Annotated in this window: 34 protein-coding genes; 19 read left to right on the forward strand and 15 right to left on the reverse strand. The window is 56.9% G+C overall.

All coding sequences use genetic code 11. From position 1 onward, the window contains the following. Positions 1–43 precede the first annotated feature (43 nt). The 3 genes from AUC45_RS12530 (at position 44) to AUC45_RS12540 (ending at position 3,316) form a co-directional block, all read left to right on the forward strand. Complete coding sequence (locus AUC45_RS12530) at positions 44–1,237, forward strand: acyl-CoA dehydrogenase family protein (RefSeq protein ID WP_067603086.1); 1,194 nt, start codon at positions 44–46, stop codon at positions 1,235–1,237. Between the two features lie 85 nt (positions 1,238–1,322). Continuing rightward, on the forward strand, positions 1,323–2,462 hold the full coding sequence (locus AUC45_RS12535; RefSeq protein WP_067603088.1) for an acyl-CoA dehydrogenase family protein: 1,140 nt from the start codon (positions 1,323–1,325) through the stop codon (positions 2,460–2,462). Positions 2,463–2,506: 44 nt separating this feature from the next. Next, positions 2,507–3,316: an SDR family oxidoreductase gene (locus AUC45_RS12540; RefSeq protein ID WP_067603090.1), complete on the forward strand. Its 810-nt coding sequence runs from the start codon at positions 2,507–2,509 to the stop codon at positions 3,314–3,316. A gap of 3 nt (positions 3,317–3,319) precedes the next feature. Here AUC45_RS12540 and gmk read toward each other — a convergent pair whose 3' ends face one another. The 3 genes from gmk to AUC45_RS12555 form a co-directional block, all read right to left on the reverse strand. Continuing rightward, complete coding sequence (gene gmk, locus AUC45_RS12545; RefSeq protein WP_067603093.1) at positions 3,320–3,979, reverse strand: guanylate kinase; 660 nt, start codon at positions 3,977–3,979, stop codon at positions 3,320–3,322. 72 nt (positions 3,980–4,051) lie between these two features. Next, on the reverse strand, positions 4,052–4,441 hold the full coding sequence (locus tag AUC45_RS12550; protein ID WP_067603095.1) for a hypothetical protein: 390 nt from the start codon (positions 4,439–4,441) through the stop codon (positions 4,052–4,054). 18 nt (positions 4,442–4,459) lie between these two features. Continuing rightward, the gene (locus tag AUC45_RS12555; RefSeq protein WP_067603098.1) at positions 4,460–4,960 is read right to left on the reverse strand and encodes an SspB family protein; all 501 of its coding nucleotides are present in this window, start codon (positions 4,958–4,960) and stop codon (positions 4,460–4,462) included. 177 nt (positions 4,961–5,137) lie between these two features. Here AUC45_RS12555 and hisB point away from each other — a divergent pair, with 177 nt between their 5' ends. From hisB to pal, 13 genes are all read left to right on the forward strand, one after another. Next, complete coding sequence (hisB, locus tag AUC45_RS12560; protein WP_067603101.1) at positions 5,138–5,755, forward strand: imidazoleglycerol-phosphate dehydratase HisB; 618 nt, start codon at positions 5,138–5,140, stop codon at positions 5,753–5,755. Then, entirely contained in the window at positions 5,748–6,374 is a 627-nt protein-coding gene (hisH, locus tag AUC45_RS12565) for an imidazole glycerol phosphate synthase subunit HisH (protein WP_067603104.1), read from the forward strand. Before hisB ends, hisH begins: the two co-directional genes overlap by 8 nt. Beyond that, a complete protein-coding gene (gene hisA, locus AUC45_RS12570; RefSeq protein ID WP_067603107.1) occupies positions 6,371–7,099 on the forward strand; it encodes a 1-(5-phosphoribosyl)-5-[(5-phosphoribosylamino)methylideneamino]imidazole-4-carboxamide isomerase in 729 nt (242 codons plus the stop codon). Before hisH ends, hisA begins: the two co-directional genes overlap by 4 nt. A 7-nt stretch (positions 7,100–7,106) precedes the next feature. After that, positions 7,107–7,409: a hypothetical protein gene (locus AUC45_RS12575; RefSeq protein ID WP_067603110.1), complete on the forward strand. Its 303-nt coding sequence runs from the start codon at positions 7,107–7,109 to the stop codon at positions 7,407–7,409. Further along, on the forward strand, positions 7,406–8,188 hold the full coding sequence (gene hisF, locus AUC45_RS12580) for an imidazole glycerol phosphate synthase subunit HisF (RefSeq protein WP_067603113.1): 783 nt from the start codon (positions 7,406–7,408) through the stop codon (positions 8,186–8,188). The genes AUC45_RS12575 and hisF overlap by 4 nt, the downstream gene beginning before the upstream one ends. Before the next feature lie 53 nt (positions 8,189–8,241). Beyond that, positions 8,242–8,559, forward strand: coding sequence for a phosphoribosyl-ATP diphosphatase (locus tag AUC45_RS12585; protein ID WP_067603116.1), 318 nt, complete (start codon positions 8,242–8,244; stop codon positions 8,557–8,559). A gap of 3 nt (positions 8,560–8,562) precedes the next feature. Further along, complete coding sequence (locus tag AUC45_RS12590) at positions 8,563–8,946, forward strand: histidine triad nucleotide-binding protein (protein ID WP_067603120.1); 384 nt, start codon at positions 8,563–8,565, stop codon at positions 8,944–8,946. A 108-nt stretch (positions 8,947–9,054) separates the two neighbouring features. Next, on the forward strand, positions 9,055–9,498 hold the full coding sequence (locus AUC45_RS12595; protein WP_067603123.1) for a YbgC/FadM family acyl-CoA thioesterase: 444 nt from the start codon (positions 9,055–9,057) through the stop codon (positions 9,496–9,498). A 54-nt stretch (positions 9,499–9,552) separates the two neighbouring features. Further along, the gene (tolQ, locus tag AUC45_RS12600) at positions 9,553–10,269 is read left to right on the forward strand and encodes a protein TolQ (RefSeq protein ID WP_369815249.1); all 717 of its coding nucleotides are present in this window, start codon (positions 9,553–9,555) and stop codon (positions 10,267–10,269) included. Continuing rightward, positions 10,269–10,700, forward strand: a complete 432-nt coding sequence (locus tag AUC45_RS12605) for a biopolymer transporter ExbD (RefSeq protein ID WP_067603127.1) — start codon at positions 10,269–10,271, stop codon at positions 10,698–10,700. Before tolQ ends, AUC45_RS12605 begins: the two co-directional genes overlap by 1 nt. A gap of 50 nt (positions 10,701–10,750) precedes the next feature. Beyond that, on the forward strand, positions 10,751–11,572 hold the full coding sequence (locus AUC45_RS12610; RefSeq protein ID WP_067603130.1) for a hypothetical protein: 822 nt from the start codon (positions 10,751–10,753) through the stop codon (positions 11,570–11,572). Then, positions 11,569–12,981 carry a Tol-Pal system beta propeller repeat protein TolB gene (gene tolB, locus AUC45_RS12615; RefSeq protein WP_067603133.1) on the forward strand — a complete coding sequence of 471 codons (1,413 nt, stop codon included), beginning with the start codon at positions 11,569–11,571 and terminating at the stop codon, positions 12,979–12,981. The genes AUC45_RS12610 and tolB overlap by 4 nt, the downstream gene beginning before the upstream one ends. 86 nt (positions 12,982–13,067) lie before the next feature. Then, positions 13,068–13,586, forward strand: coding sequence for a peptidoglycan-associated lipoprotein Pal (gene pal, locus AUC45_RS12620; protein ID WP_067603136.1), 519 nt, complete (start codon positions 13,068–13,070; stop codon positions 13,584–13,586). Here pal and AUC45_RS12625 read toward each other — a convergent pair. Further along, positions 13,579–13,734: a hypothetical protein gene (locus tag AUC45_RS12625; RefSeq protein WP_156423845.1), complete on the reverse strand. Its 156-nt coding sequence runs from the start codon at positions 13,732–13,734 to the stop codon at positions 13,579–13,581. The genes pal and AUC45_RS12625 overlap by 8 nt on opposite strands. A 211-nt stretch (positions 13,735–13,945) precedes the next feature. Here AUC45_RS12625 and AUC45_RS12630 point away from each other — a divergent pair, with 211 nt between their 5' ends. After that, positions 13,946–14,479: a J domain-containing protein gene (locus AUC45_RS12630; protein WP_067603141.1), complete on the forward strand. Its 534-nt coding sequence runs from the start codon at positions 13,946–13,948 to the stop codon at positions 14,477–14,479. A 22-nt stretch (positions 14,480–14,501) separates the two neighbouring features. Here the strand turns inward: AUC45_RS12630 and AUC45_RS12635 are convergent, their stop codons facing one another. The 6 genes from AUC45_RS12635 to AUC45_RS12660 all read right to left on the reverse strand — a co-directional run bounded on the left by AUC45_RS12635 (position 14,502) and on the right by AUC45_RS12660 (position 19,834). Continuing rightward, entirely contained in the window at positions 14,502–15,338 is an 837-nt protein-coding gene (locus tag AUC45_RS12635; RefSeq protein ID WP_067603143.1) for an SDR family NAD(P)-dependent oxidoreductase, read from the reverse strand. 65 nt (positions 15,339–15,403) lie between these two features. Then, positions 15,404–16,465: a hypothetical protein gene (locus tag AUC45_RS12640; RefSeq protein WP_067603145.1), complete on the reverse strand. Its 1,062-nt coding sequence runs from the start codon at positions 16,463–16,465 to the stop codon at positions 15,404–15,406. 68 nt (positions 16,466–16,533) lie between these two features. Beyond that, complete coding sequence (purT, locus tag AUC45_RS12645; protein WP_067603147.1) at positions 16,534–17,706, reverse strand: formate-dependent phosphoribosylglycinamide formyltransferase; 1,173 nt, start codon at positions 17,704–17,706, stop codon at positions 16,534–16,536. Further along, positions 17,703–18,113: a tautomerase family protein gene (locus AUC45_RS12650; RefSeq protein ID WP_067603150.1), complete on the reverse strand. Its 411-nt coding sequence runs from the start codon at positions 18,111–18,113 to the stop codon at positions 17,703–17,705. Before AUC45_RS12650 ends, purT begins: the two co-directional genes overlap by 4 nt. A gap of 13 nt (positions 18,114–18,126) precedes the next feature. Continuing rightward, the gene (locus AUC45_RS12655) at positions 18,127–18,444 is read right to left on the reverse strand and encodes a hypothetical protein (RefSeq protein ID WP_067603152.1); all 318 of its coding nucleotides are present in this window, start codon (positions 18,442–18,444) and stop codon (positions 18,127–18,129) included. Between the two features lie 61 nt (positions 18,445–18,505). Next, positions 18,506–19,834: a cystathionine gamma-synthase family protein gene (locus tag AUC45_RS12660; RefSeq protein ID WP_067603154.1), complete on the reverse strand. Its 1,329-nt coding sequence runs from the start codon at positions 19,832–19,834 to the stop codon at positions 18,506–18,508. A 342-nt stretch (positions 19,835–20,176) separates the two neighbouring features. On the opposite strand from AUC45_RS12660, the gene AUC45_RS12665 reads away from it, so the two are divergent. Continuing rightward, complete coding sequence (locus tag AUC45_RS12665; protein WP_067603156.1) at positions 20,177–20,767, forward strand: GNAT family N-acetyltransferase; 591 nt, start codon at positions 20,177–20,179, stop codon at positions 20,765–20,767. A 7-nt stretch (positions 20,768–20,774) separates the two neighbouring features. Here AUC45_RS12665 and AUC45_RS12670 read toward each other — a convergent pair whose 3' ends face one another. The 4 genes from AUC45_RS12670 to pdeM form a co-directional block, all read right to left on the reverse strand. After that, positions 20,775–21,977 carry a DUF547 domain-containing protein gene (locus tag AUC45_RS12670; RefSeq protein WP_067603157.1) on the reverse strand — a complete coding sequence of 401 codons (1,203 nt, stop codon included), beginning with the start codon at positions 21,975–21,977 and terminating at the stop codon, positions 20,775–20,777. A gap of 128 nt (positions 21,978–22,105) precedes the next feature. Beyond that, the gene (locus AUC45_RS12675) at positions 22,106–23,251 is read right to left on the reverse strand and encodes a DUF547 domain-containing protein (RefSeq protein ID WP_067603162.1); all 1,146 of its coding nucleotides are present in this window, start codon (positions 23,249–23,251) and stop codon (positions 22,106–22,108) included. 284 nt (positions 23,252–23,535) lie between these two features. After that, complete coding sequence (gene infC, locus AUC45_RS12680; protein WP_067603165.1) at positions 23,536–24,054, reverse strand: translation initiation factor IF-3; 519 nt, start codon at positions 24,052–24,054, stop codon at positions 23,536–23,538. 99 nt (positions 24,055–24,153) lie between these two features. Next, positions 24,154–24,876 (reverse strand): ligase-associated DNA damage response endonuclease PdeM, encoded by a 723-nt coding sequence (gene pdeM, locus AUC45_RS12685; protein ID WP_067603168.1) that lies wholly within the window; start codon positions 24,874–24,876, stop codon positions 24,154–24,156. Between the two features lie 156 nt (positions 24,877–25,032). On the opposite strand from pdeM, the gene hemF reads away from it, so the two are divergent. Further along, positions 25,033–25,890 carry an oxygen-dependent coproporphyrinogen oxidase gene (gene hemF / locus AUC45_RS12690; protein WP_067603170.1) on the forward strand — a complete coding sequence of 286 codons (858 nt, stop codon included), beginning with the start codon at positions 25,033–25,035 and terminating at the stop codon, positions 25,888–25,890. A gap of 19 nt (positions 25,891–25,909) precedes the next feature. Here the strand turns inward: hemF and AUC45_RS12695 are convergent, their stop codons facing one another. Further along, a complete protein-coding gene (locus AUC45_RS12695) occupies positions 25,910–26,404 on the reverse strand; it encodes a nuclear transport factor 2 family protein (protein WP_067603171.1) in 495 nt (164 codons plus the stop codon). Between the last annotated feature and the right edge of the window lie 58 nt (positions 26,405–26,462).

Consider the following 26,462-nt stretch of genomic DNA (forward strand, 5'->3'; position numbering starts at 1 on the left):
ACGTAAGCGTCAAGTGGGAGCAATTGAGAGGAGAGTCGGCATCATGACCGATCTGGAAACATTCCGCAGCGAAACGCGATCCTGGCTTGAGGCGAACTGCCCGGCTGAAATGCGCGAACCCGTTCGCGATGAAGAGGACGTCTATTGGGGCGGCCGCAACGCGACTTTCAAAAATGACGCGCAAAAGGCGTGGTTCGAGGCGTGCCTTGAGAAGGGATACACCGTTCCTGCTTGGCCAAAAGCTTATGGCGGTGCGGGTCTGGAGCCAGCCGAGGCCAAGGTACTTCGTGAAGAGATGGGCCGCATCAATGCGCGCCCGCCGCTTAGCTCATTCGGCATTTGGATGCTCGGCCCAGCGCTTCTCAAATTCGGCACCGAAGAACAGAAGAAGCACTTCCTTGGTCAGATTGCGCGCGGCGAAATTCGCTGGTGTCAGGGCTATTCAGAGCCCGGCTCAGGCTCTGACCTCGTCAGCTTGCAAACATTCGGCGAAGACAAAGGGGACCACTGGGTCGTCAACGGTCAGAAAGTCTGGACGTCCTATGCTGACCAGTGCGACTGGATCTTCTGCCTCGTTCGCACCGACAAGGAAGACAAGTATCGTGGCATAACGTTCATGCTGTTCGATATGGAAAGCGAAGGCGCGTCAACTAAGCCGATCAAGCTGATCAGCGGCAATTCGCCGTTCTGCGAAACTTTCTTTGACGATGTGAAAGTGCCCAAATCTTATGGCGAGGGCATTCCCGCCTATGTGGGCGAAATCAATCGCGGCTGGGACGTGGCAAAATACCTCCTCGGCCATGAGCGCGAGATGATTTCGGGCGCAGGTGGCGGTGATCGCACTTCGGCAATCGGTGCAGCGATGAAGCGTCACGCAGCCAAAACGGGCGATGAAATCGATCCGGTCCTGCGCGCAGAGCTCGCCATGTTTGATGTCGATGCGCTTGCCTATGGCGCGATGGGGGAGAAATTCCTCGACGAGATCAAGGTCGGAAAAGCGCACCCCGCGCAGCCCAACATGATGAAATACGCTGGCACCGAACTCAACAAACGGCGTCACGAATTGATGATGACAGCCGGCGGTTCGCGCAGCCTTGAATGGGAAAGCGAAGAGACAGATGGCGGCAAACCATCGCGTAATTGGCTTCGCACCAAAGCGAACTCGATTGAGGGCGGAACTTCAGAAATCATGCTCAACGTGATTTCGAAACGCATTCTCGAATTGCCGGGTTCGTAAATCAGTCTTGCACATATCAGCGGGCCGCCTCTTACCAAAACGAGGCGGCCCGCCATTCTTTTGACCTTGGGAGAGGACACCCGAAATGCCCCTGTATCACGATGAAGACCAGGCGATGCTGGCCGACACCGCAACCAGCTTCATGGCCGATGAAGGTAATATCGCGAAACAACTACGTCACTGGCGTGATCGCGATTGCCCCGATGGATTTGGCCATGCGTTGTGGAAGCAGATGGCGGAAATGGGCTTTACGGGAATGCTCGTGGACGAGGATGACGGCGGCCTTGGCATGGGGCATGTCGAAGCGGGCATTGTGCTCGAGCAGATCGGTCGCAATCTGACGCCGTCGCCATTCCTTACTTCCTCCGTGCTTGCCGCGACAGCGTTGAAGCATGGCTCTGCCGAGATGAAGGGGCGCTATCTTCCCGGCCTTATCGAAGGCGAAAGCGTGTTCGCCGTGGCAATTGACGAGACGGCCAAACACCGCCCTGGGCGCATCACGACGCGGGCCGAAAAATCGGGCAATGGTTTTAAACTTAATGGTGCCAAGACATTCGTCATTCAGGGCGCAAGCGCGGACATGCTGGTCGTTGCGGCTCGCACATCTGGCGGTGATGAAGACAATGACGGCGTAACGCTCTTTGCCGTGCCCAAGGACGCGAGTGGTATTAGCCAGGACCCAGTTCGCCTCGTCGACAGCTCGGTTGCCTCGCATATCAAATTTGACGGCGTTGAACTGGATGGCGATGCCGTGATCGGCGAAGTCGATGCCGGCCGCGACATCCTCAATTCCATGCTCACGGCTGGCCGCGTGGGCGCAGCGGCTGAAGGTATTGGCGTTGCCAGCGGCGCGATGGATATGACCATCGACTACCTTAAGCAGCGCAAGCAATTCGGCACGTTGATCGGTGAATTCCAGGCCCTGCAACACCGCGCCAGTCATCTCTATTCAGAGGTCGAAATCGCGCGCGCTGCGGTCATCAAGGCTCAGCAATTGCTGGATGCGGGTGCCGAAAGCGCTGAATTGATGAGCTCGGTTGCAAAGGCGAAAGTCGCCAAATCCGCTGGTCTTGCCGTCAAGGAAGGCGTGCAGATGCATGGCGGTATTGGGATGACCGACGAATACGATATCGGCCTCTATATGAAGCGCGATCGGGCTTTGCAGGAGTTTCTCGGCGATGCGTACTTCCACGCCAATCGCGTGGCGGAAATGAGCGGGTACTAATTTGGTCTCCCCTCCCCTTGGCGGGAGGGGCGGAGATTTACGACATGGATATTCAATCGCTCTTCGGCCTAGACGGTCGTATCGCCCTTGTGACCGGCGGCAGCCGAGGGATCGGCAAGATGTTCGTAGAAGGCCTGCTCGCCGCAGGCTGCGCGCGTGTCTATATATCGGCGCGCAAGGTCGAGCAGATGGAAGCGACCATCAAAGAATTTGGCGAAGACAAAGTCATCGGCATCCCCGCCGACCTCAGCCAAATGGACGGCATCCAGCATCTTGCGGATGAAATGGCGAAACGCGAAGACAAGCTTGATATCCTTATCAATAATGCGGGTGCTGCGTGGGGGCAGGATTATCTCGAATTTAGCGAAGCGGGCTGGCACCGCACGATGGATCTGAATGTCAAAACGCCGTTCTTCCTGACACAAAAACTGCACGATCTACTGGTTGCTGCGGGCAAGGGGGATCATCCGGCGAAGGTGATTCATGTCTCTTCGATCGATGGGCAGCGTATCAATCCGTGGGAAACCTATCCCTATCAGGCATCGAAAGCCGCAGTGATCCAACTCACACGGCGCATGGCAGCGCGGCTTATTCAGGACAACATCATCGTCACGTCCATCGCGCCGGGCGCATTTGTCAGCGAAATGAACCAGTCGGCAAAGAATGCTCCCGATGCCGCCGCTGCCCTGATCCCTGCAAAGCGGATCGGGACAAAGGAAGATATGGCAGCGGCAGCCATTTATCTGTGCAGCCGTGCAGGCGATTACATTGTCGGCGACACCGTCACGGTCGATGGTGGCATTGTGAATGCGGCTTTGCCGGCCGTCTTCAACGATCCGGGCGGCGCTGAATAGCGACTAGCCCATCAATTCGCGGACAAACGGGATGAGCCCGGTTTGCCGTGTTCTGCGCATCCGCTCTGCGTCCAGAATTTCGCATACTCGGGCAAAGCATTCCTCCACATCGTCATTGATGACGACATAGTCGTATTCGGCCCAGTGGCTGATTTCAGCCCGTGCACGCTCCATACGCGCGTCAATTACTGTCGCTGAATCCTGCGCACGCGCTTCGAGGCGGCGGCGCAACTCGTCAAGGCTTGGCGGAAGGATAAAGACGCTGACAACATCTTGCGCGTCCTTTTGATAGAGTTGCTGCGTGCCCTGCCAGTCAATGTCGAACAGGAAATCACGGCCTTCTTTCAAAGCGTTGCGAATGGCGCCCTTAGGCGTGCCATAGCGATGGCCAAACACTTCGGCCCATTCGTAGAAATCATCCTCTTCGATCATGCGATCAAATTCAGCATCAGATACGAAGTGGTAGTGGACCCCGTCCTGTTCCCCCGGCCGCGGTGCGCGCGTGGTTGCTGAAACCGACATTTCGACGTGATTGTCGGCTTCCAGAAGCATTCGCGAGAGTGTGGTTTTGCCCGCACCCGATGGCGAAGACAGGATGAACAACAACCCGCGTCGTTTCAGTGTATTGGTCTGCAAGGGGGGAGTGATGGGTTGCCCGGTCATAGGGTCCGATGGGGCAATGCACGCTGTGAAATCAAGAGCGAATGAACTGGATTTACGCAGTTGAGAACCAAATCAGGCCTTGGACCTAGCCTGCTTCGCGCGCTTGGCCTGCTGAACGCTACGCCCACGATCATACAGCGATTTGACCAGCATTCCGCCGGCCACAATCGCAAGGCCGGGGACGGAGCGGGCTGCCAGTTTGCTCGCGCCGTAAAGCGCAATGCTCGTCACGACCGTGCGGCCATCGATTAATTCGCGCGCTTTTTCCGGATCGTAGGCCTTTATGATCATGCGCTTTTCCAATTCCGATAAAAGCACGCGGCCTGCACCTTTGATCAGCAATCCTGCAATGATCGCATTGGTGGCCGGGTTAGTGCTAGGCATGGGGATTGAGGCGCGTTCGTGCTTTTTGTCGTCAGCATCGACCTCGCGTTTCTTAGCTTTCGATTTGCGCTTGCTCATAAGCCCGAAGGCCCCGCATTACTTCTTGCGGCCGAAATCGATCGATACGACGTTTGACCCATCGCTGTCGCCGCCATCGGGGTGGTCACCACTATCGCTACCGTCATTTTCGGCCTCATCATGCGTTTCGGGCGCGATGTCATCGACAGCTGCCTGAAACTGAAGTCCAAAGTCGACCGCCGGATCAACAAAAGCCGTGATGGCCGCAAACGGCACTTCAAGCTTGGCAGGGATCTGATTGAATGACAGCCCGACAGAGAAACCAGTATCGCGCACTTCGAGTTCCCAAAACTTGTTTTGGAGCACGATGGTCATTTCATCGGGGAAACGCTCTTTCAGATGCTGCGGGATGGAAACACCCGGAGCGCTCGTCTTGAAAGTGATGTAAAAGTGGTGATTGCCAGGGAGTTCACCGCCGCCGCTCTCAATCTCGCCCAAAACACGGCCCACTACGGCGCGCAAGGCTTCCTGCACGATCTCGTCGTACGGGATTAGACTGTCGGGCGTTTCTTCGCTCATGGTGAATAAAGAAGTGACCATGCTTGGCCTCTTGGTCAAGGCTTTCATGGCAGTAATCCGGGGTTGCGTGACGTAGGGTCATCGAACAACGGGGCCGGATACCCGCCGAAAATGGGCAAAGTAGCCGCGCAGTGTCCGCTTGCATGGTATGGTGAGCCGCTTATAGCGCGAGGAGTTATGACACAGCCTGCCCCCAATCAGCCGCGCACCGGCTCCGTTGCCCGCAACACTGCCGAGACGAAGATCGACATTAGCGTCAATCTCGACGGCACGGGCGCATATGATATCTCGACCGGGATTGGCTTTCTGGATCACATGGTCGAACAGTTTTCGAAGCATTCGCTGATTGACGTCACTATGAAAGTGGATGGTGATCTGCATGTTGACCAGCACCACACGACCGAGGATTCTGCTATTGCTCTGGGTCAGGCGTTAAGCGATGCTTTGGGCGAGAAAGCCGGAATTGGCCGGTATGGCGCTGCGTATTCTCCAATGGATGAAACTCTAGCGCGCGTCGCACTCGATATTTCGGGGCGTCCTTTCCTCGTCTGGAAAGCCGGTTTCACTCAGGAAAAGCTAGGCGAATGGGACACGGAATTGATCGAGCACTGGTTTCATTCGGTCGCGCAGTCGGCGGGTATCACCCTACATATTGAGCTGCTTTACGGCACCAATAATCACCATATCTGCGAAGCGATCTACAAAGGCTTTGCCCGCGCAATGCGTGTGGCGGTCGAACGCGATCCGCGCAAAGGAAGCGCAATCCCGAGTACGAAAGGACAGCTTGGTGGGTGAGGTTGTCGCTCTCGTCGATTATGGCGCGGGCAATCTGCATTCGGTGCACAATGCGCTCAAGGCCGTTGGAGCCAAGGTCAAAGTCACAACCGACGCCAACACGGTGCGCGCGGCTGACCGGATCGTTCTTCCAGGGGTTGGCTCTTTCAAGGCGTGCGCCAAAGGGTTGAAAGCCATCCCCGGTATGATCGAAGCGATGACCGAGCGCGTGCACGTTGGTGGTGCGCCGTTCCTTGGTATCTGCGTCGGCATGCAATTGCTGGCTGACCGGGGGCTTGAGCACGGTGTAACGCGCGGGCTTGGATGGATTTCGGGCGAAGTGCGTTTGCTTGAACCGACTGATCCCGCCATCAAAGTTCCGCATATGGGTTGGAACGATGTCGCGATGCTGCCGCATGCGCGAAGTCACAGCGTTATTGGGGAGGGTGAGGCTTATTTCCTCCATTCCTATCATTTTGCCGCTTCCGATCCAGCCGATGTGGCCGCCATGACGGATCATGGAGAAGGATTGGTGGCAGTTGTCGCGCGCGACAATGTGCTCGGCGTGCAGTTCCACCCGGAAAAGAGCCAAAGCTATGGATTGGCTACACTCGAGCGCTTTCTGGATTGGACGCCATGATTGTCTTCCCTGCAATTGACCTCAAGGGAGGCGAAGTCGTTCGTCTCGCCGAAGGAGATATGGACCGCGCGACGGTATATGGCGATGATCCGGCAGCCCAAGCGATGATCTTTGCCGAGACTGGCGCGCATCATCTGCATGTCGTCGATCTTGATGGCAGCTTTGCAGGCGAGAGCCGCAATCGCGAGGCCGTGCAGGCGATCGTCGAACGTTTTCCCGGTCACGTCCAATTGGGTGGTGGGATCCGTGATGCGGGCGCTGTCGAGGGATGGTTTGACCTTGGCGTGGCGCGCGTCGTTATGGGCTCTGCGGCGCTCAAAAATCCTGACTTTGTCAAAGCCATGGCGAAGGAATGGGAAGGCGGTATTGTTGTCGCAGTTGATGCGAAAGACGGCATGGTCGCAACCGAGGGCTGGGCGGAGGTTTCGGATGTCCCAGTGGTCGATCTCGCCCGGCGGTTTGAGGATGCAGGCGTTGCCTCGCTGCTATTCACTGACATTGGCCGCGATGGCCTTTTGAAAGGCGCAAACATTGACGCGACTCTGGAGTTGGCGCGGCAGGTCGATATTCCCGTCATCGCGAGCGGTGGTGTAAAAGGTCTCGATGACATTCACGTTCTTTCGCTCCATGCTGATGAAGGGATCGAAGGCGTGATAACTGGCCGTGCGCTTTACGAGGGCAAACTGGATCTTGCAGCGGCAATTGCGATGGCGGGGAAGGCATGATGAACGCATGCGCCTGATGGGCTTTCTCTTTCTATGTCTTACCTTTCTTGCGGGTATCACCATTGGCACAATTCAAACCGCGCTTATCAATGTCGTGATCTTCTTAGGCTTGGCCTTGCTGGTGGCTCAATTTCTAGGCCCTCGCTTTGGCAGCAACGGACTAGCCTTCGGCATGGCGGGTGCGTTCTTTGCTAGCTTTATGTGGGCAATCCCTGTTGCCATGTTCCTCAAAGACAAATGCGAGGGCGGGTTGAAAGATGATGGGACCTGCGAGATGAGTATCCAACGTCCTCAAGAGAATACCCAATGACTGTCCGCGTCCGCGTTATCCCTTGCCTCGATGTCGCCGATGGGCGCGTAGTAAAAGGGGTGAATTTCGTCGATCTGAAGGATGCAGGCGATCCGGTCGAACAGGCTCGCGCTTATGATGAAGCAGGCGCGGATGAGCTGTGCTTTCTCGATATCTCCGCCAGTCACGAAGGGCGCGGGACGCTGCTCGATATCGTCAAACGGACAGCTGAGGTTTGCTTCATGCCGCTGACAGTCGGCGGCGGAGTTCGCAGCGCCGAGGATGCGCGGGCGCTCTTGCTGGCTGGTGCGGACAAGGTCGCAATCAATTCTGCCGCCGTTGCGCGCCCCAAACTGGTGGCAGAAATCGCGCACAAGTTTGGCAGCCAATGTGTTGTTGCAAGCGTCGATGCGCGAAGCGTGGTGCCCCAAATGGGAGAAGAGCCACCCAAGTGGGAAATCTACACCCATGGCGGACGCAAGCCGACTGGCATTGATGCGGTTGAATATGCGGTAAAAGTTGCCGAACTTGGCGCTGGTGAGCTGCTTGTCACAAGCATGGACGGCGATGGCACAAAGGCAGGCTATGATCTCGAACTCACCCGGACAATTGGCGACAAGGTGAGCATTCCTGTGATTGCAAGCGGGGGTGTTGGCACACTCGATCACCTGGTCGAAGGCGTCCGAGATGGTGGGGCGAGCGCTGTTCTTGCCGCATCGATCTTCCATTTTGGCACGCACACGATTGCCGAAGCGCACGCGGCTCTTCGAGAGGCGGGCTTGCCCGCCCGAGGCGTTTAATATGCGCGAAGCAGGCTTGCCAGCGTGCGGGGTTTGAGGAAAGAACGCACGTCATGAGCGATATTCTGACCCGCCTCGAAACAACCATAGCAGAGCGAGCCAGTGCATCGCCAGATGAGTCTTATGTCGCCAAATTGAACGCAAAGGGCGTTGAAAAAATCGCGCAGAAAGTGGGCGAGGAAGCGACTGAAACGGTGATTGCTGCGCTTTCTGGTGAGCCGAAGGAACTGGCTGGAGAAGCGGCGGATTTGTTGTTTCACCTGATGGTTCTTCTGCAAAATCGCGGCCTCTCACTTGAGGATGTAACCAGTGAACTTGCCCGGCGTGAAGGGCTTTCAGGTCTTGATGAAAAAGCCAGCAGAAGAGAATAGGCGATGCCGATTGATCCCACCGAGCCTTATGATGATAACAACATCTTCGCCAAAATCCTGCGCGGCGAAATCCCATCGAAAAAGGTCTATGAGGACGATTGGGCCTTTGCGTTTGAGGACATCAATCCGCAAGCAGAAATTCACACGCTTGTGATCCCCAAAGGGCGTTATGTCAGCTGGGACGATTTCAGCGCCGAGGCATCAGATGCAGAGATCGGCGGGTTTGTGCGCGCGGTTGGCGAAGTTGCTCGGATAAGAGGCCTGGTCGAGCCGGGATATCGCCTGCTTGCCAATATTGGCGCACATGGCGGGCAGGAAGTGCCACACCTCCATGTCCATATCTTTGGCGGTCAGCCGCTTGGCCCGATGATCTGGAACAAAGGCTAGGTTTTCCCTCACTCCACCGCGCCTCTCGCACCCCTAATCCTTCATTCAGGTGGACATCCTCAAGCAGACTCTATGCAGAGATTCCCGGCCACGCTAACTGATTAGCTGATGGTTAAACCGAACCTTCCCGGCGGACTGATTGATGGCTCGCGCCACCTCTACGCGGTGCGCGTCTATTACGAGGATACCGATCTTTCCGGAATTACCTATCATGCCAATTACCTGCGCTGGTTTGAGCGCGCGCGCTCTGATCTTTTGCGCCTGCTCAAGATCGATCAACGCGCCGCCATTGAAGCGGGTGAGGGCGCCTATGCCGTTACCGAAATGAACCTGAAATATGCGGCGCCAGCAAAGCTCGATGATGATGTCACCATCACCACCACCGCGACGCAGATTGCCGCCGCCAGTGTGCGGATGGAACAGATCGCGCGGCGTGGCGACGATATCCTCGTCACGGCGCAGGTTCGCGCGGGATTTCTCACTCTCGAAGGTCGTCCGCGCCGCCAACCGCAAAGCTGGCGCGATGCCTTTCACGAATTCATGCATTCCTGACAGTTCCAAAGGACCACAGCCCCCGTGTCTTTCAGCCTCCCAAGCTTACTCCCGATAATTGCTGCAACGCAGGTTGCTCTTGATACGCCGGTCTCTGGTGAAGCCTCAACGCGGCTCGATCCGCTCGAGCTATTCCTTGATGCCGACATTGTCGTGCAGGCGGTGATGGCAGGTTTGATCGTCGCGAGTGTTGCCGTTTGGGCCATCAGCATTGCGTTCTCGCTACGCATCGGCGGTCTCGAAAAACGCGCTGCTGAGTATCAGGATGAATTCTGGGACACACGTGATCGAGAAGGGATGCTGACGAAATCGGTCCGCCGCGAGAACCCGGCTGCGCGCGTGGCAGGCGCAGGCATGGATGAATGGAAGCGATCCACGTCCGGCGGCAGCATTGATCGAAACGCGGCGCGTGATCGAATTGGCGCTGCCATGGAAAGCCAGATCGCCGAAGAGGCTGACGAAATGTCCGGGCGGCTGGGTTTTCTCGCGACGACCGGTTCAGTGGCCCCGTTTGTGGGCCTGTTCGGCACAGTGTGGGGCATCATGAACAGTTTTTTCCAGATCGGCGCGCAGGAAAGCTCTTCGCTTGCGGTAGTTGCGCCCGGCATTTCAGAGGCGCTATTTGCAACCGCTATCGGCTTGTTTGCAGCCATTCCAGCAGTGATCGCCTACAACCGCTTTACAGGCCGCGTGGATCGCTATGAGGCAAAGCTTCAGCGGTTTGCGGATAAAGTCCATGCCGGATTGAGCCGCGAGCTGGATAAGGCATAATGGGTGCCTCGCTCTCATCCTTCAAACGCTCTGGCCGCCGGTCACGCCGCGCGCCTATGGCTGAAATTAACGTCACCCCGTTTGTCGATGTGATGCTGGTTCTGCTGATTATCTTCATGGTCACAGCGCCGCTTCTTGCCGTTGGCGTGCCGATCGAATTGCCTGAAAGCGCGGCTAATCCCGTGCAGCAGGATCCTGAACAGGTGACGGTTTCTGTCAATGAACGCGGCACGATCTACATCAACAATGACGAGGTTGAACTGGGCGGCTTTCCCGCAGCGCTCGCGCAAATACAGCGTGGTTCTGATGGCCGGTTGCCCGTAATCGTTTTCAGGGGGGACCGCAGCGTCGATTATGGGCGCACCATGGCTGTTTTGGGCGAGCTGAACCGCGCTGGTTTCACCAATATCAAACTGGTGGCAGAGCCGTGATATCTCCGGTCACCTTGGATTCAGGCTGCGAGAGGTAGCCCACAGGCACGATGGCACAAGCGGCGGCACAATCAGCATCCTTGCGCAGGGAAGACGGCATCGGCCTTGCGGTGGCCGGTATTTTGCACGTTGGCGTCGTGGCGCTTCTCGTATTGCAGCCCGTGCGCGAGCCTGATGTGATCCCGGAAGACGAAGGTATCGCTGTCAGTCTAGCCACTGAAGTTAGTCTTGAATCAACTGCGCCTGATCCGGTGGCCGAGGCTGCCGCTGCCGAAGCGCCAATCATTGGCGAAGTGCCTTTGCCCCAGGACATTGATCCCGCACCTCAAGACGATACGCTACCGCCGCCTCCGCCCAGTTCTCGAAGTGCCAGCACGCCTGCCGCTTCCCAGCCTGCGCCGCGCCCAACGCGCAGTCCAAGCCCAACATCGCCTCGGGCAAACCCTGATCGAAATAGCGGTGGAAACAGGATCGGGGATGATTTCCTGCCAGGGTCCGGCACATCCCAAACCAGCACTGAAACGCGCATTCCCGCAAATGAGATTGGTCCGAGTGCCAAGGCGTCAATCCAGTCGCAGATGATCCGCGAATTGCGCCCGCATTGGGCAGGGAAAGCGCCCACCGGTGCGGATGCAGACAGACTGGTGACGATCGTTTCGTTCCAGCTCAATCCCGATGGCTCATTGAACGGCAGCCCGCGCGTGGTGCGCCAGACAGGCGTCACCCCCGCCAATGAGGCGCAAAAGGGCCGCCATGCCGAAATCGCACTGCGCGCCGTGCGGCTTGCAGCACCGTTTGACCTGCCCGAAGAGTATTACAACGCCTGGAAGTCGATCCGCGCGCTCAGCTTCGATAGGAACCTTGCACGATGAAATTTCTAACACTCGCAACCGCCGTGATGACCGCGTCATTGAGTTTCGCAGCCGCAGCTCAAAACTCTGATCTTGGTGAACCTGTCGCCGAAGGGGGCGAGGTTGAAACGACAACCGTTGATGGATCGGGTGATGAGGATGGCGGTCTTGTATTCACCGTTACAGATGACACCGACTATTCCGATGTCGGCATCGCAATCCCGGCGTTCGCAACCGATGCAGATCGTTCAACGCCTGCCAATTCGGGCGGAACGGGCGCTCTGGGACAGGAAATCGCGCGGGTTATTACGGGCAACTTGCGCAACAATGGCCTGTTCAAACCAACAGGGCCGGACAGCCTGCCATCGCCGCGCTTCCAGCAGATCACGGCGCCATCCTGGAGTACTTGGAACTCTCGTGGGGCCGAAATGCTCGTTCACGGCTATGTCCGCGCGCGCGATGATGAAAAGCTGGTTGTGGGCTGTTATCTCTATGACGTTGCGCTTCAGGATGAGCTTATCCGCGAAGGCTGGGTCGTGCGCCCAGCCGACTGGCGGCGAGCAGCGCATAAATGTTCAGATCTCATCTATGCGCGGCTGACGGGTGAAAGTCCCTTCTTTGACAGCCGCATTGCCTACATCGCGGAAACGGGGCCAAAGGATAACCGCGTGAAACGGCTCGCCGTTATGGATTCAGACGGCGCCAATCACCGGTTCCTGACACTGGGAAGCGCGACCGCGCTTACCCCGCGATATTCGCCTGACTATTCGAAAATTCTCTACCTCTCCTACGTCGATGGGAACCCGCGCATCTATGTCTATGACATTGGTCGCGGCAGCCAGACTCTGGTGACAGAGAACAAGAGCCCCACGCTTGCCCCACGCTGGGCGCCCGATGGGCAGCACATTCTGTTTTCGATGGCAGTAAACGGCAACACTGACATCTATCGTGTGCCTGTTACAGGCGGACGGATCACACGGCTGACCGACACGCCCGGCATCGATATCGGCGGATCATATTCGCCTGATGGCAGCAGGATCGTGTTCGAAAGCGACCGGTCTGGATCGCAGCAATGCTACATCATGAATGCCGACGGCACTAATCAGCGCCGCATCACCTTCTTTGGCGGACGCTGCGCAACGCCTGAATGGAGCCCGCGCGGCGATCAAATTGCGTTCACTCGAATTGCAGGTGATTTCAATGTCGCGGTCATGTCGCCCAATGGGCGAAACCTTCGTGTTCTGACCAATGGCTGGCAAGACGAAGCACCGACATGGGCACCCAACGGCCGGATCATTCAATTCTTCCGCACGGCCCGTAATTCGGGCAAGTCGAATCTTTGGCAGGTTGACCTGACAGGCCAAAATGAGCGCCGTCTCCCAACCCCCGTAGACGCATCTGATCCCGCATGGGGACCAATCCGTCCCTAATCGATTTTGTGTTTCTTGCCCAAAAGTTGTGTTATTTCCCCCTTGGTTCTCGCGAATGGCGAGAATTGCTGAAAAGGATAGCTTTGATGAATAAGACGCTCGCTACTGCCATCCTGTTGGTTTCTGTCAGCGCCACCGCTGCCTGCACGAAGAAGGCGCCGGAAGAGCTGCCAGCTGCTCCGACAGAGGCAGCACCCGCCCAGACGCCTGCGCCCACCCCGACCACCAGCGTTGCCGGGCCTGGCACTCAGGAACACTTCCGCAATGCTGTTGGCCAGTCGACGGTCGTCTATTTCGACACGGATCGTTTCAACATCGATTCAGCCGATGCCGCCGCGCTTCAGGCGCAAGCTCAATACTTCGCGCAATATCCCTCGCTCACCTTTACGGTTGAGGGTCACTGCGATGAGCGCGGAACGCGTGAATACAACCTTGCGTTGGGAGAGAGGCGCGCGAATGCTGCGAAAAACTATCTCGTCAGCCTTGGCGTTTCGGCTGATCGGATCACAACTGTCAGCTATGGTAAGGAGCGCCCTGTGGCGCTGGCCTCAACAGCAGAAGCATGGGCGCAAAACCGCCGCGCGGCGAGCGTTCTGATCAATTAATCTCGGCAGAGAAGACGGGGACCGGGCCGCTTAGAACAGCGCCCGGTGTCTGACCTGTGGCAGCCGCATCGTGCATAGCCGTCAGCGCGCACAAAGCCGCAAGGGCGGCTGCGCTGAAAAGGCTCGAAATGGCGAGTTGCTGACTCATGATGTTCCTTTGATCGAACCGTCCCCTTAGCGACGGTTCGTAAACGTAGTATTGCAATGCAACATTTTTAATTGCAACTGGTTCCAGAAATTCGTGACGCCGATACGGTTTTGATTATCCAACCCTTTCAAAACGCGATGGAGCCGCCTACGTTGTCGAGCGTGACACTGCACGCTTCTCATCGATCTCTGCACGCGACACCGGTGCTGCCATGAGCGGAAACCGGCGCTCCAATGATTGGGGTTTTCCGCGCTGGCGATCATATGACGTTTCGCGAGAGGCGGTAACGCAGCGCGAATGCGATCGGCACGGCTGCGATGAACCGGGCCTTTGCCCCGCGCCAAAATCACCCAACAATCCAGACAAATGGTATTTCTGCCAAAAGCATGCGGCCGAATACAATTCCAAGTGGGATTATTTCGAAGGTCTCGAAAAGGCAGAGAAGGAAGAACGGGCAAAGGCGGAACGCGCTGAAAGCGCCGCTTATGCAGAGGCTTCACATTATGGCTGGGCGGGTTCAGGCGATGGTTCGCGGACGGCCGATGAAATGCGCGCTCTGGAAGTTCTTGAACTGGAAAGCGATGCCGATTTCGATGCGATCAAGAAAGCCTATCGCCAAAAAGCAAAGCTGGTTCACCCTGACGTAAAACCCGGCGATGAAGAAGCCGCCAAGGAATTTCAAAAGCTGCAGGTAAGCTATGAGGTCCTGCGTGCCGCTGAGGATCGCCGCGTTTGGAAGGGGTAGGGCGGATAGCGCTGGGCCCGCGCTAGTCTCCCTTCGGTCCGGCAAAGCTTTTGCCCTTGCCGTCAATCTCTGGATTGGGGTTATCATTCCACCATGCCACATCGGTCCAAGGGCGAATATCAACTTCATGGGTCCAGCAATTTCTAGGCTGCTGCGCGAGGTGCCAATAGGTTTCCGCGATATTGGCAGGATCGATCACTCCCTCTTCGCCCTTCATGGCCTTGAACGTCTCGAACTTATCGCCAAGCAGCTTGCCCAAAGTATCGGGCGCATCGACGGCGCCATCGACTACGATATGTGCGACGTGGATGCCTTGGGGGCCAAATTCAGCGTTTAGGGTCTGGCACAGCATCCGCCGCCCGCCCATGGCGGCTGCGTGGCTGTGCTGGCCAGCATTCCCGCGCACTGCTGATGTAGCCGAGGTGACGAGCAAGGTACCATGCCTCCCGCTCTTTGCGCGCTCCACCATGGCGGGGAACATGGCATGGGCGAGACGAAAAACGCCATAGCATCCCAGCCGCCAGCCAAGTTCAAAGGTGCGATGCGGGGTATCATGGAGTTTGCGGTTCCCGATCTGGGCGCCCAGATTATACAAAGCGGTATCGATAGGGCCGATATCGCTCTCAATCCGCTCGACAAGCTCCTCGATTGAACCGTCTTCTGTGGCGTTGAGCAATGTCCCTGTGGCTGTTCCGCCTGCAGCCTCAATCTGATCGATCAAGCGGCCAAGGCTTTCCTTATCAGACCGCCTAGCCAAGACCGCGTGGTAGCCATCTGCCGCAAAGCGCATCGCTGTGTGTCCGCCAATCCCTGCGCCCGCGCCAATCACCAGACAAACCGGCTTGCGTGTATCGCTCATCTCGTTCTCCCTCGCGCGGGGTGTAGCCCGCTTGTCAAAGAGGCGATAGGGTTTGCGATGCTGCGCTATTCGAATGGAGGAAGCGTCTTCCCATCCAGCGCCTTGATCGGCTCTGAAAGCGAGGTGGTAAACCTGTCTTCGCTGCATCCGCCTTCTGCCAGTTTCTCTCTGATCGCCGCATCATCAAGCAAGGGACCAAGCACACGGGGAAACTGGAAGTAGCCTTTATCGCATTCGGCATAGCTTCGCTGGTTTTCGAAACGCTCATCCAGCAACTGAAGCGCGGGGGCGACTTTGCCCTGTGTCGCGGCGACGTAGAGCAGCAAATCGATATGCTGACTCTGGCCAACGCGCAGCCCGCGCGGCGCTCTGCGGATATGGGTCAGATACATGTGGGACATGTGCACGGCGTAAGGAATGTCGCCTTTATTGATGGCATGGACGATAATGTCTTCGCTTTGATCGCTGAACGCCATCGCATTATTATCCGCATCAAAGCCGGAGAGAAGTTTTCGCGCGTCTTCGAGGATCAGCTTTGCACCATCATACATGCCAAGCTTCAGAAAAACTTGGCCCTGTTTGCGATAGGCAAAGCTGAGGCGAAATTCGTCAAACTCAAACAAATCATTCTGGATCGCCGATACCAGTTGAATGCTTGTGTCATAGGCCGCGTCCCATTCTTCGAGTCGCATCAGCGAATTTAGCTTTAGCTCGAGCGACTTGATCAGCAGGTATTCTTCAAGCGGCCATTCGGGCGTGCCAATATAGGCAATGGCGTCATCTGCCAAAGCAATGGCTTTGCGACGATTGGCTGATTTGTCGCCTGTCGGTTCGACGGCGGTGTAATCTGCCAGAAGAAACAATTGCGTCGCGCGCAGGACAGGCCAGCAGGCCACTGCCGTCTGCTCAAGAGCATATTCGGATGTCGCACCGCATGTGGATGTATCGCCGCGTTCTGCCTCGGGAATAGTGTGCTTCAAAATAGGAGGATCGGCCCATTCGAGCAGCGTCTCGCCTTCTTTGGGCGGTTTATCGGGATATGTGATCTCGAATTGAGCGGCTACGGGGGATGATGTCGCAAGCGCCCCCGCTGCCGTAATTGTCCAAAGGTTTCGTCCGTTTAGCATCGCTTTTTGTTATACCTGCTCCGGCAACTGCGCAAAAGGTGCGGTCAGATCGCCTGCACCCTCAACGCCTACGCGCCGTAGTTAATCCGCACCGCTGCTGCGGCTGCGTTAGCGCGGGCACGGGCGTCTTCGATGTCTGAGCCATTCGCCAGCGCCACTCCCATACGGCGATAGGGGCGAGTAACAGGTTTGCCGAAAATGCGAATGTCTGCACCATCCGCCATCGCTTCGGCGACGCCTGCATAACTTACCTGGTCGCTTTCACGGTCCGCGAGAATGACCGAGGATGCAGAAGGCCGCGCGCGGATGTCCGACGGGATCGGCAGGCCCATGACCGCACGAGCGTGCAAATCGAATTCGCTAAGGTTCTGGCTGATCGAAGTGACCATACCGGTGTCGTGCGGGCGCGGGGAGAGCTCGGAGAAGATGACCTCGTCTCCCGTGACGAAAAATTCCACGCCAAACAGCCCATATCCACCCAGATCATCCACCACTTTGCGGGCCATCTCTTGCGCTGCTGTGATGGCGGCGTCAGACATCGCGGTGGGCTGCCAGCTTTCGCGGTAATCGCCGCGTTCCTGCCGGTGACCGATGGGCGGGCAAAAAGTCACGATGTCGCCTTCGGGTGCGCGATGGCGCACAGTCAGCAGTGTGATTTCATAATCGAAATCAACGAATTGCTCCACGATCACCCGCTTGCGATCTCCGCGCATGTTTTCGACCGCGTAATTCCACGCAGCTTCCAGCTCGCCAGCCTCGCGCACAGTGCCCTGGCCTTTGCCCGATGACGACATGACGGGCTTGATAACGCAGGGGAGCCCGGTGAACTCTGCACCTGCCACCACTTCATCCAGGCTCTCAGCATAGCGATAGCGCGACGTCATAACCCCCAACTCCTGGGCTGCGAGATCCCGGATTGCATCGCGGTTCATGGTCATTTGGGTCGCGCGGGCAGAGGGTACGACCGTGCAACCCTCGGCTTCGATCTCGGCCAATACTTCGGTGCGGATCGCCTCGACTTCAGGCACGATAAAGTCAGGCGCGTGACGCTTGATGACCGCGCGCAACGCTTCGCCATCAAGCATCGAAAACACTTCGGCCTCGTCTGAAACCTGCATTGCCGGCGCCTTCGCATAGGCATCGCAAGCGATCACATGGGCCCCCAGGCGCTTGGCCGAGATGACAAACTCGCGGCCGAGTTCCCCCGAGCCCAGCAGCAGGATTTTCGCAGTGTGCGTCATTTGGCTTTGGCGTGGTTCTTGGCGTTGTGACGTTCGAGCCATTCGTCTTCCTCACCCGGCTCTGGCAGGATATCGCCGCCCTCCATCACCCAGCTTGCCGGTGTATCTGTCGTGAAGACATGCACCGCCTCGGGCGCAAGTCCTGTGTGCTCAACAACGGATGCCTGCATCTGACTGACAATCTCTGCCTTTTGATCATCGGTGCGGCCATGCCTGATCTGGCCGTAAAGCATGACCTGTTTGTCACCCAAAGGCGGCATGGGCCCATCAGCAAAGTGAAACACATGCACAAAGGTGGGTGGCGCGTCGGTCACTTCGCAATGAATGCGGGTTACATCCTCAGCGATCTTGGCCTTTGCGTTTTCTGGGACAGCGCCAGCTTTGGCATTGCAGATATAGAGTGGCATGATTGTCTTCCCTTTACGCAGGAGGATCGGTGATGACGGTGACGACTTCATTGCCGGTAAGCCCTGAGCGGTTGATCCAAATGTCACCCAATTCACGCAAAAGCGGCTCGCGCTCTGACAGGGGCAGCTTTCGGTCGGCAGGCATCGAAACGATCACTGAATTGGATGGCTGGGCCGCAGTAAAGCCATTGCCTTTGCCAACCACGATCCAGTTGAATTGCGGCACATAGCCAAAGTGCTGACTGGCAAAAGCAACCAGATCGTTGCGCAAAGCCTCTTCAGTTTGGGCCGAAATCTGCCCTTCCTGCACCACACACATGCAAGTGCTCATACGCTAGCCCCTCCCAATTCAGAGGAGGGATTAGCGCAATTGGAATGAGCGGGAAAGCGCCTCAAACGTGTTCGAGAGCCTGCTCAAAGTCTGCGATCAGATCATCGGCATCTTCGATCCCGATGCTGATCCGAACAAGGCTATCGGTAATGCCGAGCGCTGCCTTGCGCTCATCGGGCACCGACAGGTGCGTCATCGAAGCGGGGTGGCTGGCGAGTGTTTCGGTGCCGCCAAGGCTCACGGCGAGCTTAGCGATTGTGAGATGGTCGAGGAAGCGGAAGCATTCTGTCTCACCACCTTTCAGGAATACGCTGAAAGTGGACCCTGCGCCTTTGCAATGGCGATCAAATATGTACTGTTGTCGCGCATCCTTGATATGGCCCAGATAGCCCAGCCCGGTGACCTTGGGATGGGCCTTTAAGCATTCGCAGACCTTTTCAGCGTTCTCGCCCGCGCGCTGCATCCGCAATTCCACGGTTTCGAGTGAGCGCAAGAGCATCCATGCCGTGTTTGGATCGACAATCCCGCCCATCGTGTTCCTTAGAGCGCGCACTGGGTCCATCCACTTCTTTGCGCCTGCAATCGAGCCCGCGACGAGGTCTGAATGGCCGCCCACATATTTGGTAAGCGAATAGGCGACGATATCCGCGCCGTGATCAAGCGGACGCTGCCACAAAGGACCCAGAAATGTGTTGTCGATCGCGATGGGGCAATCCCATTTCAGGTTCGCATCACGCGCTTCCTTCACCGCTTCGATGTCGACCAGCGCGTTGGTGGGATTGGCCGGGCTTTCGAGATAGATCATTGCGACTTTGCCGCCATTCTCACCCGCCTGGCACTTGGCGCGTTTCAGCACGTCATCCAGCTCTTCGCGGCTCGCACCGGCTGGGAAATCGATGTAGGTCACGCCGAATTTCGAGAGAACTTTGGAAACAAAGCCTTCGGATGCGGCATAGAGCGGTCCTGAATGCACGATCACATCGCCTTGGCTGACATATGCCATCATCAACACGCAGATTGCGGTCATCCCGCTTGAAAATGTGAGCGCGTCTTCGGCTCCGTCCCAGATGGCGAGACGATCTTCCAAAATCTCCTGATTAGGCCCGTTGAAACGCGAATAGACCAGACCATCTGCACCGCCCTCGCGCTTTCCGGTGATCCCTTCAAAATGCCGCTTGCCATCGGCAGCGCTTGGGAATGCGAAAGTGGATGTGAGGAAGATCGGCGCTTTCAGCGATCCTTCGGATAGCACGGGATCAAAGCCGTGCCCCATCATCAGCGTCGATGGCTTTAATGGGCGGCCACCAATTTCGGTGCGCTCAGGCTTGGGCTTGCGGCGCGGGGTGGGTTCGATGGGGGCAGCGTTTTGATCAACGGGCAGATCGGTCATTGCCGATGTCCTTCCTGTATGCGCTCCCAGGAAGGCAGGAGCTGATTGGAGGGGAATGGGGGCACCCGCCTCTAACCTCCGCAGAGGCGCTTCTCCCACAGACCCATGCAATGCTGGATGAATACAAGCGGCCCGTTTCATGTGCAACCAGTTGGTGCGACAGATTGTGGGATGAAGGCGGCTTGGCCGCGGGGAGTTGAATTGAGCCTCTAAGGCAAGCGTTAGTCCGGCAACTGCGCCGGCTCGGAGGGGCACTGTGCTTGATCGTCTCTAGGGCCAAATGCGACAAGACCTCCACAAGCTTGGCAAAGACTGCCAAGGTGCAACAATGTTGCGCGTCTTATGACCAGTCAGACTGATATTGGTACGATTACGGCCTCGTCCTCGCGAGTTGCCAACACTCTTGCTCTTGCGTTTCAGGAGGACCCGGCGATCGCTTGGATCCTGCCCAACGAAGAGACCCGCCGACGCATCCTGCCAGGCATGTTCAAGATCATGGCCAAACAATCGCAAAGGTATGGCGGCGTCATGGCTTCGCGCGATCAGAATGCGGCGGCACTGCTATATCCAGCTGGCAAGGTGAAGGATGACGGGCTTTGGGACACTCTGCGTCTCTTGCTGCTTTTCACGACAGCTCTGCCTCGCGGATTGAAAGTGGCTGAAGCCATGCATGCACAGCATCCGAACCCTCAACCTCATCTCTATTTGCGCTATCTGGGTGTCTCCCCCAAGGCGCAGGGCCAAGGGCTTGGCGGCGACACTTTGCGCGCCGTCATCAATCGAGCCTCGCAGCAGGGGAAAGGCGTGCTTCTGGAAACGGCGAATGAGAGCAATGTCTCTCTTTACAGCCGCTTCGGGTTCGAGATCGCGTCTGAATGGGATGTGCCCGGCGGCGGTCCGCATTTTTGGACCATGGTGCGCCCGGCTGAGTGACCGGCTCCTATTCGACTTCTCTCGGCCCTTCGCCCTCAGCATAACGGCCATCGCCGTAAATAACCGTCCCGGTTCGAATGCCGCGGCGATAGGCTTTGTTGAGCTTTTGAGCGCGTTCGAACATGAGCCGTTTCGCTGCGCGATTTTTGGATGGCTCATCGCTGCATCGCGTAACCAGACTGATGTAGGCGTTGGGCGTTGTGTCACCCAATCCGCGCCCTGTTGAGCAAACAAAGCTAAAGCCTGGATCAGGATGCCCGTTTACCAAATCGGCGATGGCGCCTTCATAGCGATTGAACGCGACGCGCTTGGTTTCGCCAACCAATTCCTTGACATCGTCGCGCGCAAAGGAGCTGAGATGGGCTTTCAGATCATCGTCGGTTTCGAAGTAGAACGGGCGGGCCTCTTCGTAGATGCGGCTCACGCGAAGGGCACCGCCATACGATTCAACACCGCGCAATGAATTGACGAATTCCTCTGCGCTGAGCGAGAGCAAAATGTCTACGTTGTCGCCCGTGAAAGCGAGGCGCTGAATGGACGGGCCGCCAATCTCACCGCGCCAGAATGCGTAGATAACGCGCGGGTCGGACCAGTTAGGATAGACAATCTTCTCGCGAATATCACGAGGGCTGAGTTCGACACCTTTGATATTGACCAACTTCGCATCCTGAAGGCCAGCCGCATTTGATCCGAATTCACCTTCAGCAGGTTCGCGAAGTGGATACTCGTAAGCTAGCGCTTCAATCACCGCGACATTGTGCAGATTGATCCAGAATGCGAGCTGCTCATTACGAGGAAGATTGGTGAGATCGAGCTGCGTCCCAACGCGCTCAAGATCCTCGCGATACTCTGTTAACGCACTGCGAATATCCGCATCCAGGAAGGAAAAAGCCACCCTGTTGCCTTCGAGCCGGTATCGTGAGCGATGACCGTAAATGATCCGGGTTCCCGTAGGCGCAGAAACGCGCGGCGCGGCGTCGCGTAGGGAAGGGCCCATGGGTATGACCATAAAGCCCAACGCTTCGTCCCAGTGCTGATAGTCTATCCGATGGTCGCGCTGATCCTTTGCAGGGGCGAACTGGGCAAATGGATTGCTGGTTTTCGTCGAGGAACTGGCCGCGCGTACTTCAACGCTTTCAGCAGCAAGCGGAGCATTGGCAAGGAATGCCGCCAAAGCAGCGGCGGAAAAGAGGTACTTGTTAGATTTCATCGGTCGTCTCCCGCAAATGCAGAATTACAACCCGTCCTATATGCCATCCTAACAAAGCAGGACGCCAAGTAAAGATATAGATTACAGCCCAACAAGCATTCGCAGCACTTGTAGCGGCAAATGATCGATTACTCGATCTCGCCCTTGTCTTCGGGATCGCCAGGCAGACTGATATTGCTGAAAGTCACGGTTCCGGTGCGACCTTCACGAAGTATCTTCAGGAACTTCTGCTCACGTTGCCTGAGCAGGCGGGCCATGCTTTGAGGGATGCGGGTGCTTTGAAATCCTGCACCGAGTGTTTCCACCGGAACGAGGCTTGGCTCGCGAATACCGCCTGCGAGATCGGCAATATCATATTCGGTAATGCTGGCGCGTATGGTGGAGGTGTTGGCCAGAATGTCTTTCACTTCAGCGTCAGCGTACTGTGCGATATGCGCACGGACATCGTTTTCGAAGTCAGGGAAATAGAACGGCGCGGCCTCTTGATAGAGGGTGGACACGTCCAACCGGCTGCCGCTCTTTTCAGTGCCGCGCAGCGAGTTGACAAAATCGCGGGCGCCGCGTTCCAGCAACCGTCCAACGTTCACCGCATCGAACGCCTCTTTCTGGATTGAGGGTCCGCCAATCTCGCCCCGCCAGAAGCCGTAGATAACGAGCGGATCTTTCCAGTTCTGATAGACAATCTTCTCGCGGATATCACGCGGGGAAAGATTCACGCCTTCAACCGTGATGAACTTGGCATCGTCCAATGGAACGCCGTCCACTTTCAGCTCTCGCGGCTGGCGCAGCGGCCAATTCTGCGAGATCTGCTCTACGATCGCGACGTTGTGAAGGTTGATCCAATAGGCGAGCTGTTCATTGCGGCTGAGCGCCTGAATATCGATCTTGTTCGCGGTCTCCTCAAGATCGCGGCGGTATTCGGTGAAGCTTTCGCGGACGGCATCATCGAAGAAGCTGAACATGACGCGTGTGCCTTCGAGCCGGTAACGCGAAACATGGCCATACTGCCGGCGTGTGCCAAAGCTTGGATCAGGACGACCTGCGCCTTCTCGCAGAGAGGGGCCCATCGAAACGACAAGGTTCTGCATGGCGTCGGTCCAGATCGAATAATCAACGCGGTCCTGATTGGGAGTGTCGCCGGGGACGAAGGTTTCAAATTGAGGATCAATCTCTGCAGTGCGAGCCTGAGCGGGATGGGCAGCGACGAGAGCTGAAGCCAACGCAAGAGCGGCAGCAAGTCTTGCTGGTTTTTGGAGAGGCAGAAACGGGGTCATTCTGATATTCCTTCCTGGTCACATTCCAACCCGCGAGGGGCTCATTTTTCTGTCCCGCTGCAAAACGGGGCGCGCCGCCAGTTGGGGGCACGACGGCGCGCGAGGCTGCGATGGAATAGTGAAACCAACCCAGTCCCTTGCATCGTTTTACATCATTTCACACAACGCGCGATGACGGTAATCGGTTTCGGTGTGTTATTCATCGAATACACCTGGCCGGTGCTCTCGAACCAAAAACGGGCGCCCTTTCGAACGCCCGTTTTCAATTTTGTCCAAAACAGAAGTTACTTCGGCGCCAGCACCATCAACATCTGGCGTCCTTCAAGTCGGGGGAATGCCTCGACCTTGGCGATTTCTTCAACATCCTCCTGCACCCGTTTAAGCAGGTCCATGCCCAGATGCTGGTGCGCCATTTCGCGGCCGCGGAAGCGCAGGGTGACTTTCACCTTGTCGCCATTGTCGATGAACTTGTTCACGTTCCGCATCTTCACGTCGTAATCGTGCGTGTCGATGTTGGGACGCATCTTCACCTCTTTGATGTCCTGCGTCTTTTGGGTCTTGCGCGCGGCATTGGCCTTTTTCTGGGCCTCATAACGATATTTGCCGACGTCGAGGAATTTGCACACTGGCGGGTCCGCATTAGGGGACACTTCGACAAGGTTCAGCCCCTTGTCCTGCGCCTGTTCAACCGCTTCATTTGTGAACATCACACCCAGGTTTTCGCCTTCATCATCGATGACGCGGACTTTGGGCACTTGAATAAACTGATCGTAACGAGGGCCGCTTTTCGTAGGCGGGGCCATCTGACGCCGAGGTGGACGGGCTATGTGTGTTCTCCTGTTGTAGCCTTGAGTCTTAAGCGGCTCATGTAGGAGAAATCGCTTAAGAATTCTAGCAGAGTCTCAAGCAGCCGAGCGATAAAGTGGGAAGCTCACCAATTTGCCCTTGGCCGGCATCACCGCGTCGATTGCGTTTGCCGGGCTCAGTGCTCGCATGATTTCAGGGGCGGCTGCGTCCATTCCGCCTGTATACGCTCCAAAAGCAGGGGCGATCATGCGGTCTCCGGTATAAGGGGATCGGCTGATGACCCCGCAAGGTCTTGCAATATGGCGATTTCGTACGCGCAGCCGCATCTTGGGGTGATAGTGGCCGGAAAGCTCGGCCCGCGTTTCGCCCGGCTTGGCCTCGTGCCGTAGGATGATGCCGTTTAGCTCCATCTCTTCGGCGACTTCCGCCCCGAAAGCGCGCGCCATCTGTTCATCATGATTGCCCGTGATCCAGACCCAGTCTAGCGCTCTTGTCAGGCTTTCCAGCATCCCGGCGGCGTAGGGATCGAGCCGATGCGTGCCCGCGTCATCGTGGAAATTGTCCCCCAGCGTAATCACTCGCCGCGCACCCGTCACTTTTACCGCATCAGCAATCCGTTCCAATGTTTCGCGGCTGTCATAGGGAGGAAGCATCTGGCCTTGCTGTGCATACCAACTCCCCTTTTCCAGATGCAGGTCCGCAACGAGCAGAGCGCGCTCTTTCGGCCAATAGATTGCATTGGATTTGAGCAGCACAAGCTCCTCACCGGCAAAGCCTAGCGGTGCGCCAAATCCAGCAGGGAACGAAACGGGAACCATGTGCGACCAATGCCTTTGACCGGAGCACTTTGCAAGAGGGCGACGAAAGGAAATCCGGTTGACTTGATCTGTGTCAAAGCGGATGGACACCGAACGCTGTCATGGCCAAGGCTGAAACATGGCGTGGCGCAATAGGATACGGGACGGGACACATCTATGAGCGATTGGGCAGCACACACCGCCAAGGCACGCGGTTGGTTTGAAAGCCTGCGCGATTCTATCTGCGCCGAGTTTGAAAGCATTGAGCGCGAAGCCGGATCGGATGCCAGCTTTCAATATACGCCTTGGAACCGCGAAGAAGAAGGTAATGACGATCCCGGCGGCGGGGTTCAGGGCTTGATGAAAGGCAAGGTGTTCGAGAAGGTTGGCGTGAACGTATCGACCGTGCGCGGGTCTTTTTCCGAACAATTCGCCTCGCAAGTGAATGGTGCGAGCGTCGAACATCCAGAATTCACAGCAACGGGCATCAGTTTGGTTGCCCACATGGCCAACCCACACGTCCCCGCCGTTCATATGAACACGCGTTTCCTAACAACACAGGCGGCGTGGTTTGGGGGAGGGGCGGACCTTAATCCGCCCATTCCAAACGAAGAAGACACCGAAGCATTTCACGCGCGGATGCGAGCAGCCTGCGCAGCGCACAACCCGACCTATTACGAGCGCTATAAGAAGTGGGCGGATGAATACTTTTACATTCCCCACCGCGAAGTGCATCGCGGCGTTGGGGGGATTTTTTACGATCACCTAGAATGCGAAGATGATGCGAGTTTTGAGCGCCATTTCGCTTTCACCCAGGACGTGGGCAAGGCCTTCCTCGATGTCTTTCCAAAGCTTGTAAGGAAGCGGATGGGATCGGATTTCACGCCCGAGGATGAAACGCAGCAGCTCGAATATCGCGGACGATATGCCGAGTTTAACCTCGTGTATGATCGCGGCACGATCTTTGGCCTTAAAACAGGCGGCAATATCGATGCGATCCTGATGAGCCTGCCGCCGCGCGCGGAGTGGAACTAAACTCAGCGAAGATCAGACCTTAATCGTCTGCAGGAGCGCTGTTGAAGATGACTTTCCAGATTCGCCAGGCCCCTAGTTCGTCCTGCCTGAACAAGATGACGTTCTTTGTCGCGAATGCGAATGGTCCAGAGCCATCCGATGGGCGCGCTTCCCCTGTGACGCCGCCTTGCACCACAATCAGATCATCAAACTGGGTGTAGTCGTCAATCCGATGTCTCATTGCCAATTCAGGACCTGCTGCCTGGGCCTCCATCAGCTCCATTATTGCATCGCGCCCCTGCACTTCCGGTTCGCCAGGCTGAAGGATCACTGCGTCATCAAGGTAGAGATCAGCGAGCTCGTCCGCGGGTAAGCGGGTCTGGTCCAACTTCGAAAGTACTGCCTCCACCTGCTTTCTTGCCGAGTGTACTTCGTATTCGGAAGATTTGGCAGATAAGGCCGTGGGATGTGCGCTGACCATCGCAGTCAAAACGACAAGTTTGAGAAGCCAGTGTGAACGCTGCGATGTCTGCATGAGAGCCTCCGAGAGTATGTTCAAAGGCTTATAAGCGAGTGCAAGCGATCCTCAACTT

This window comes from Erythrobacter sp. YT30, from assembly GCF_001542875.1.
Classification (GTDB): domain Bacteria; phylum Pseudomonadota; class Alphaproteobacteria; order Sphingomonadales; family Sphingomonadaceae; genus Erythrobacter.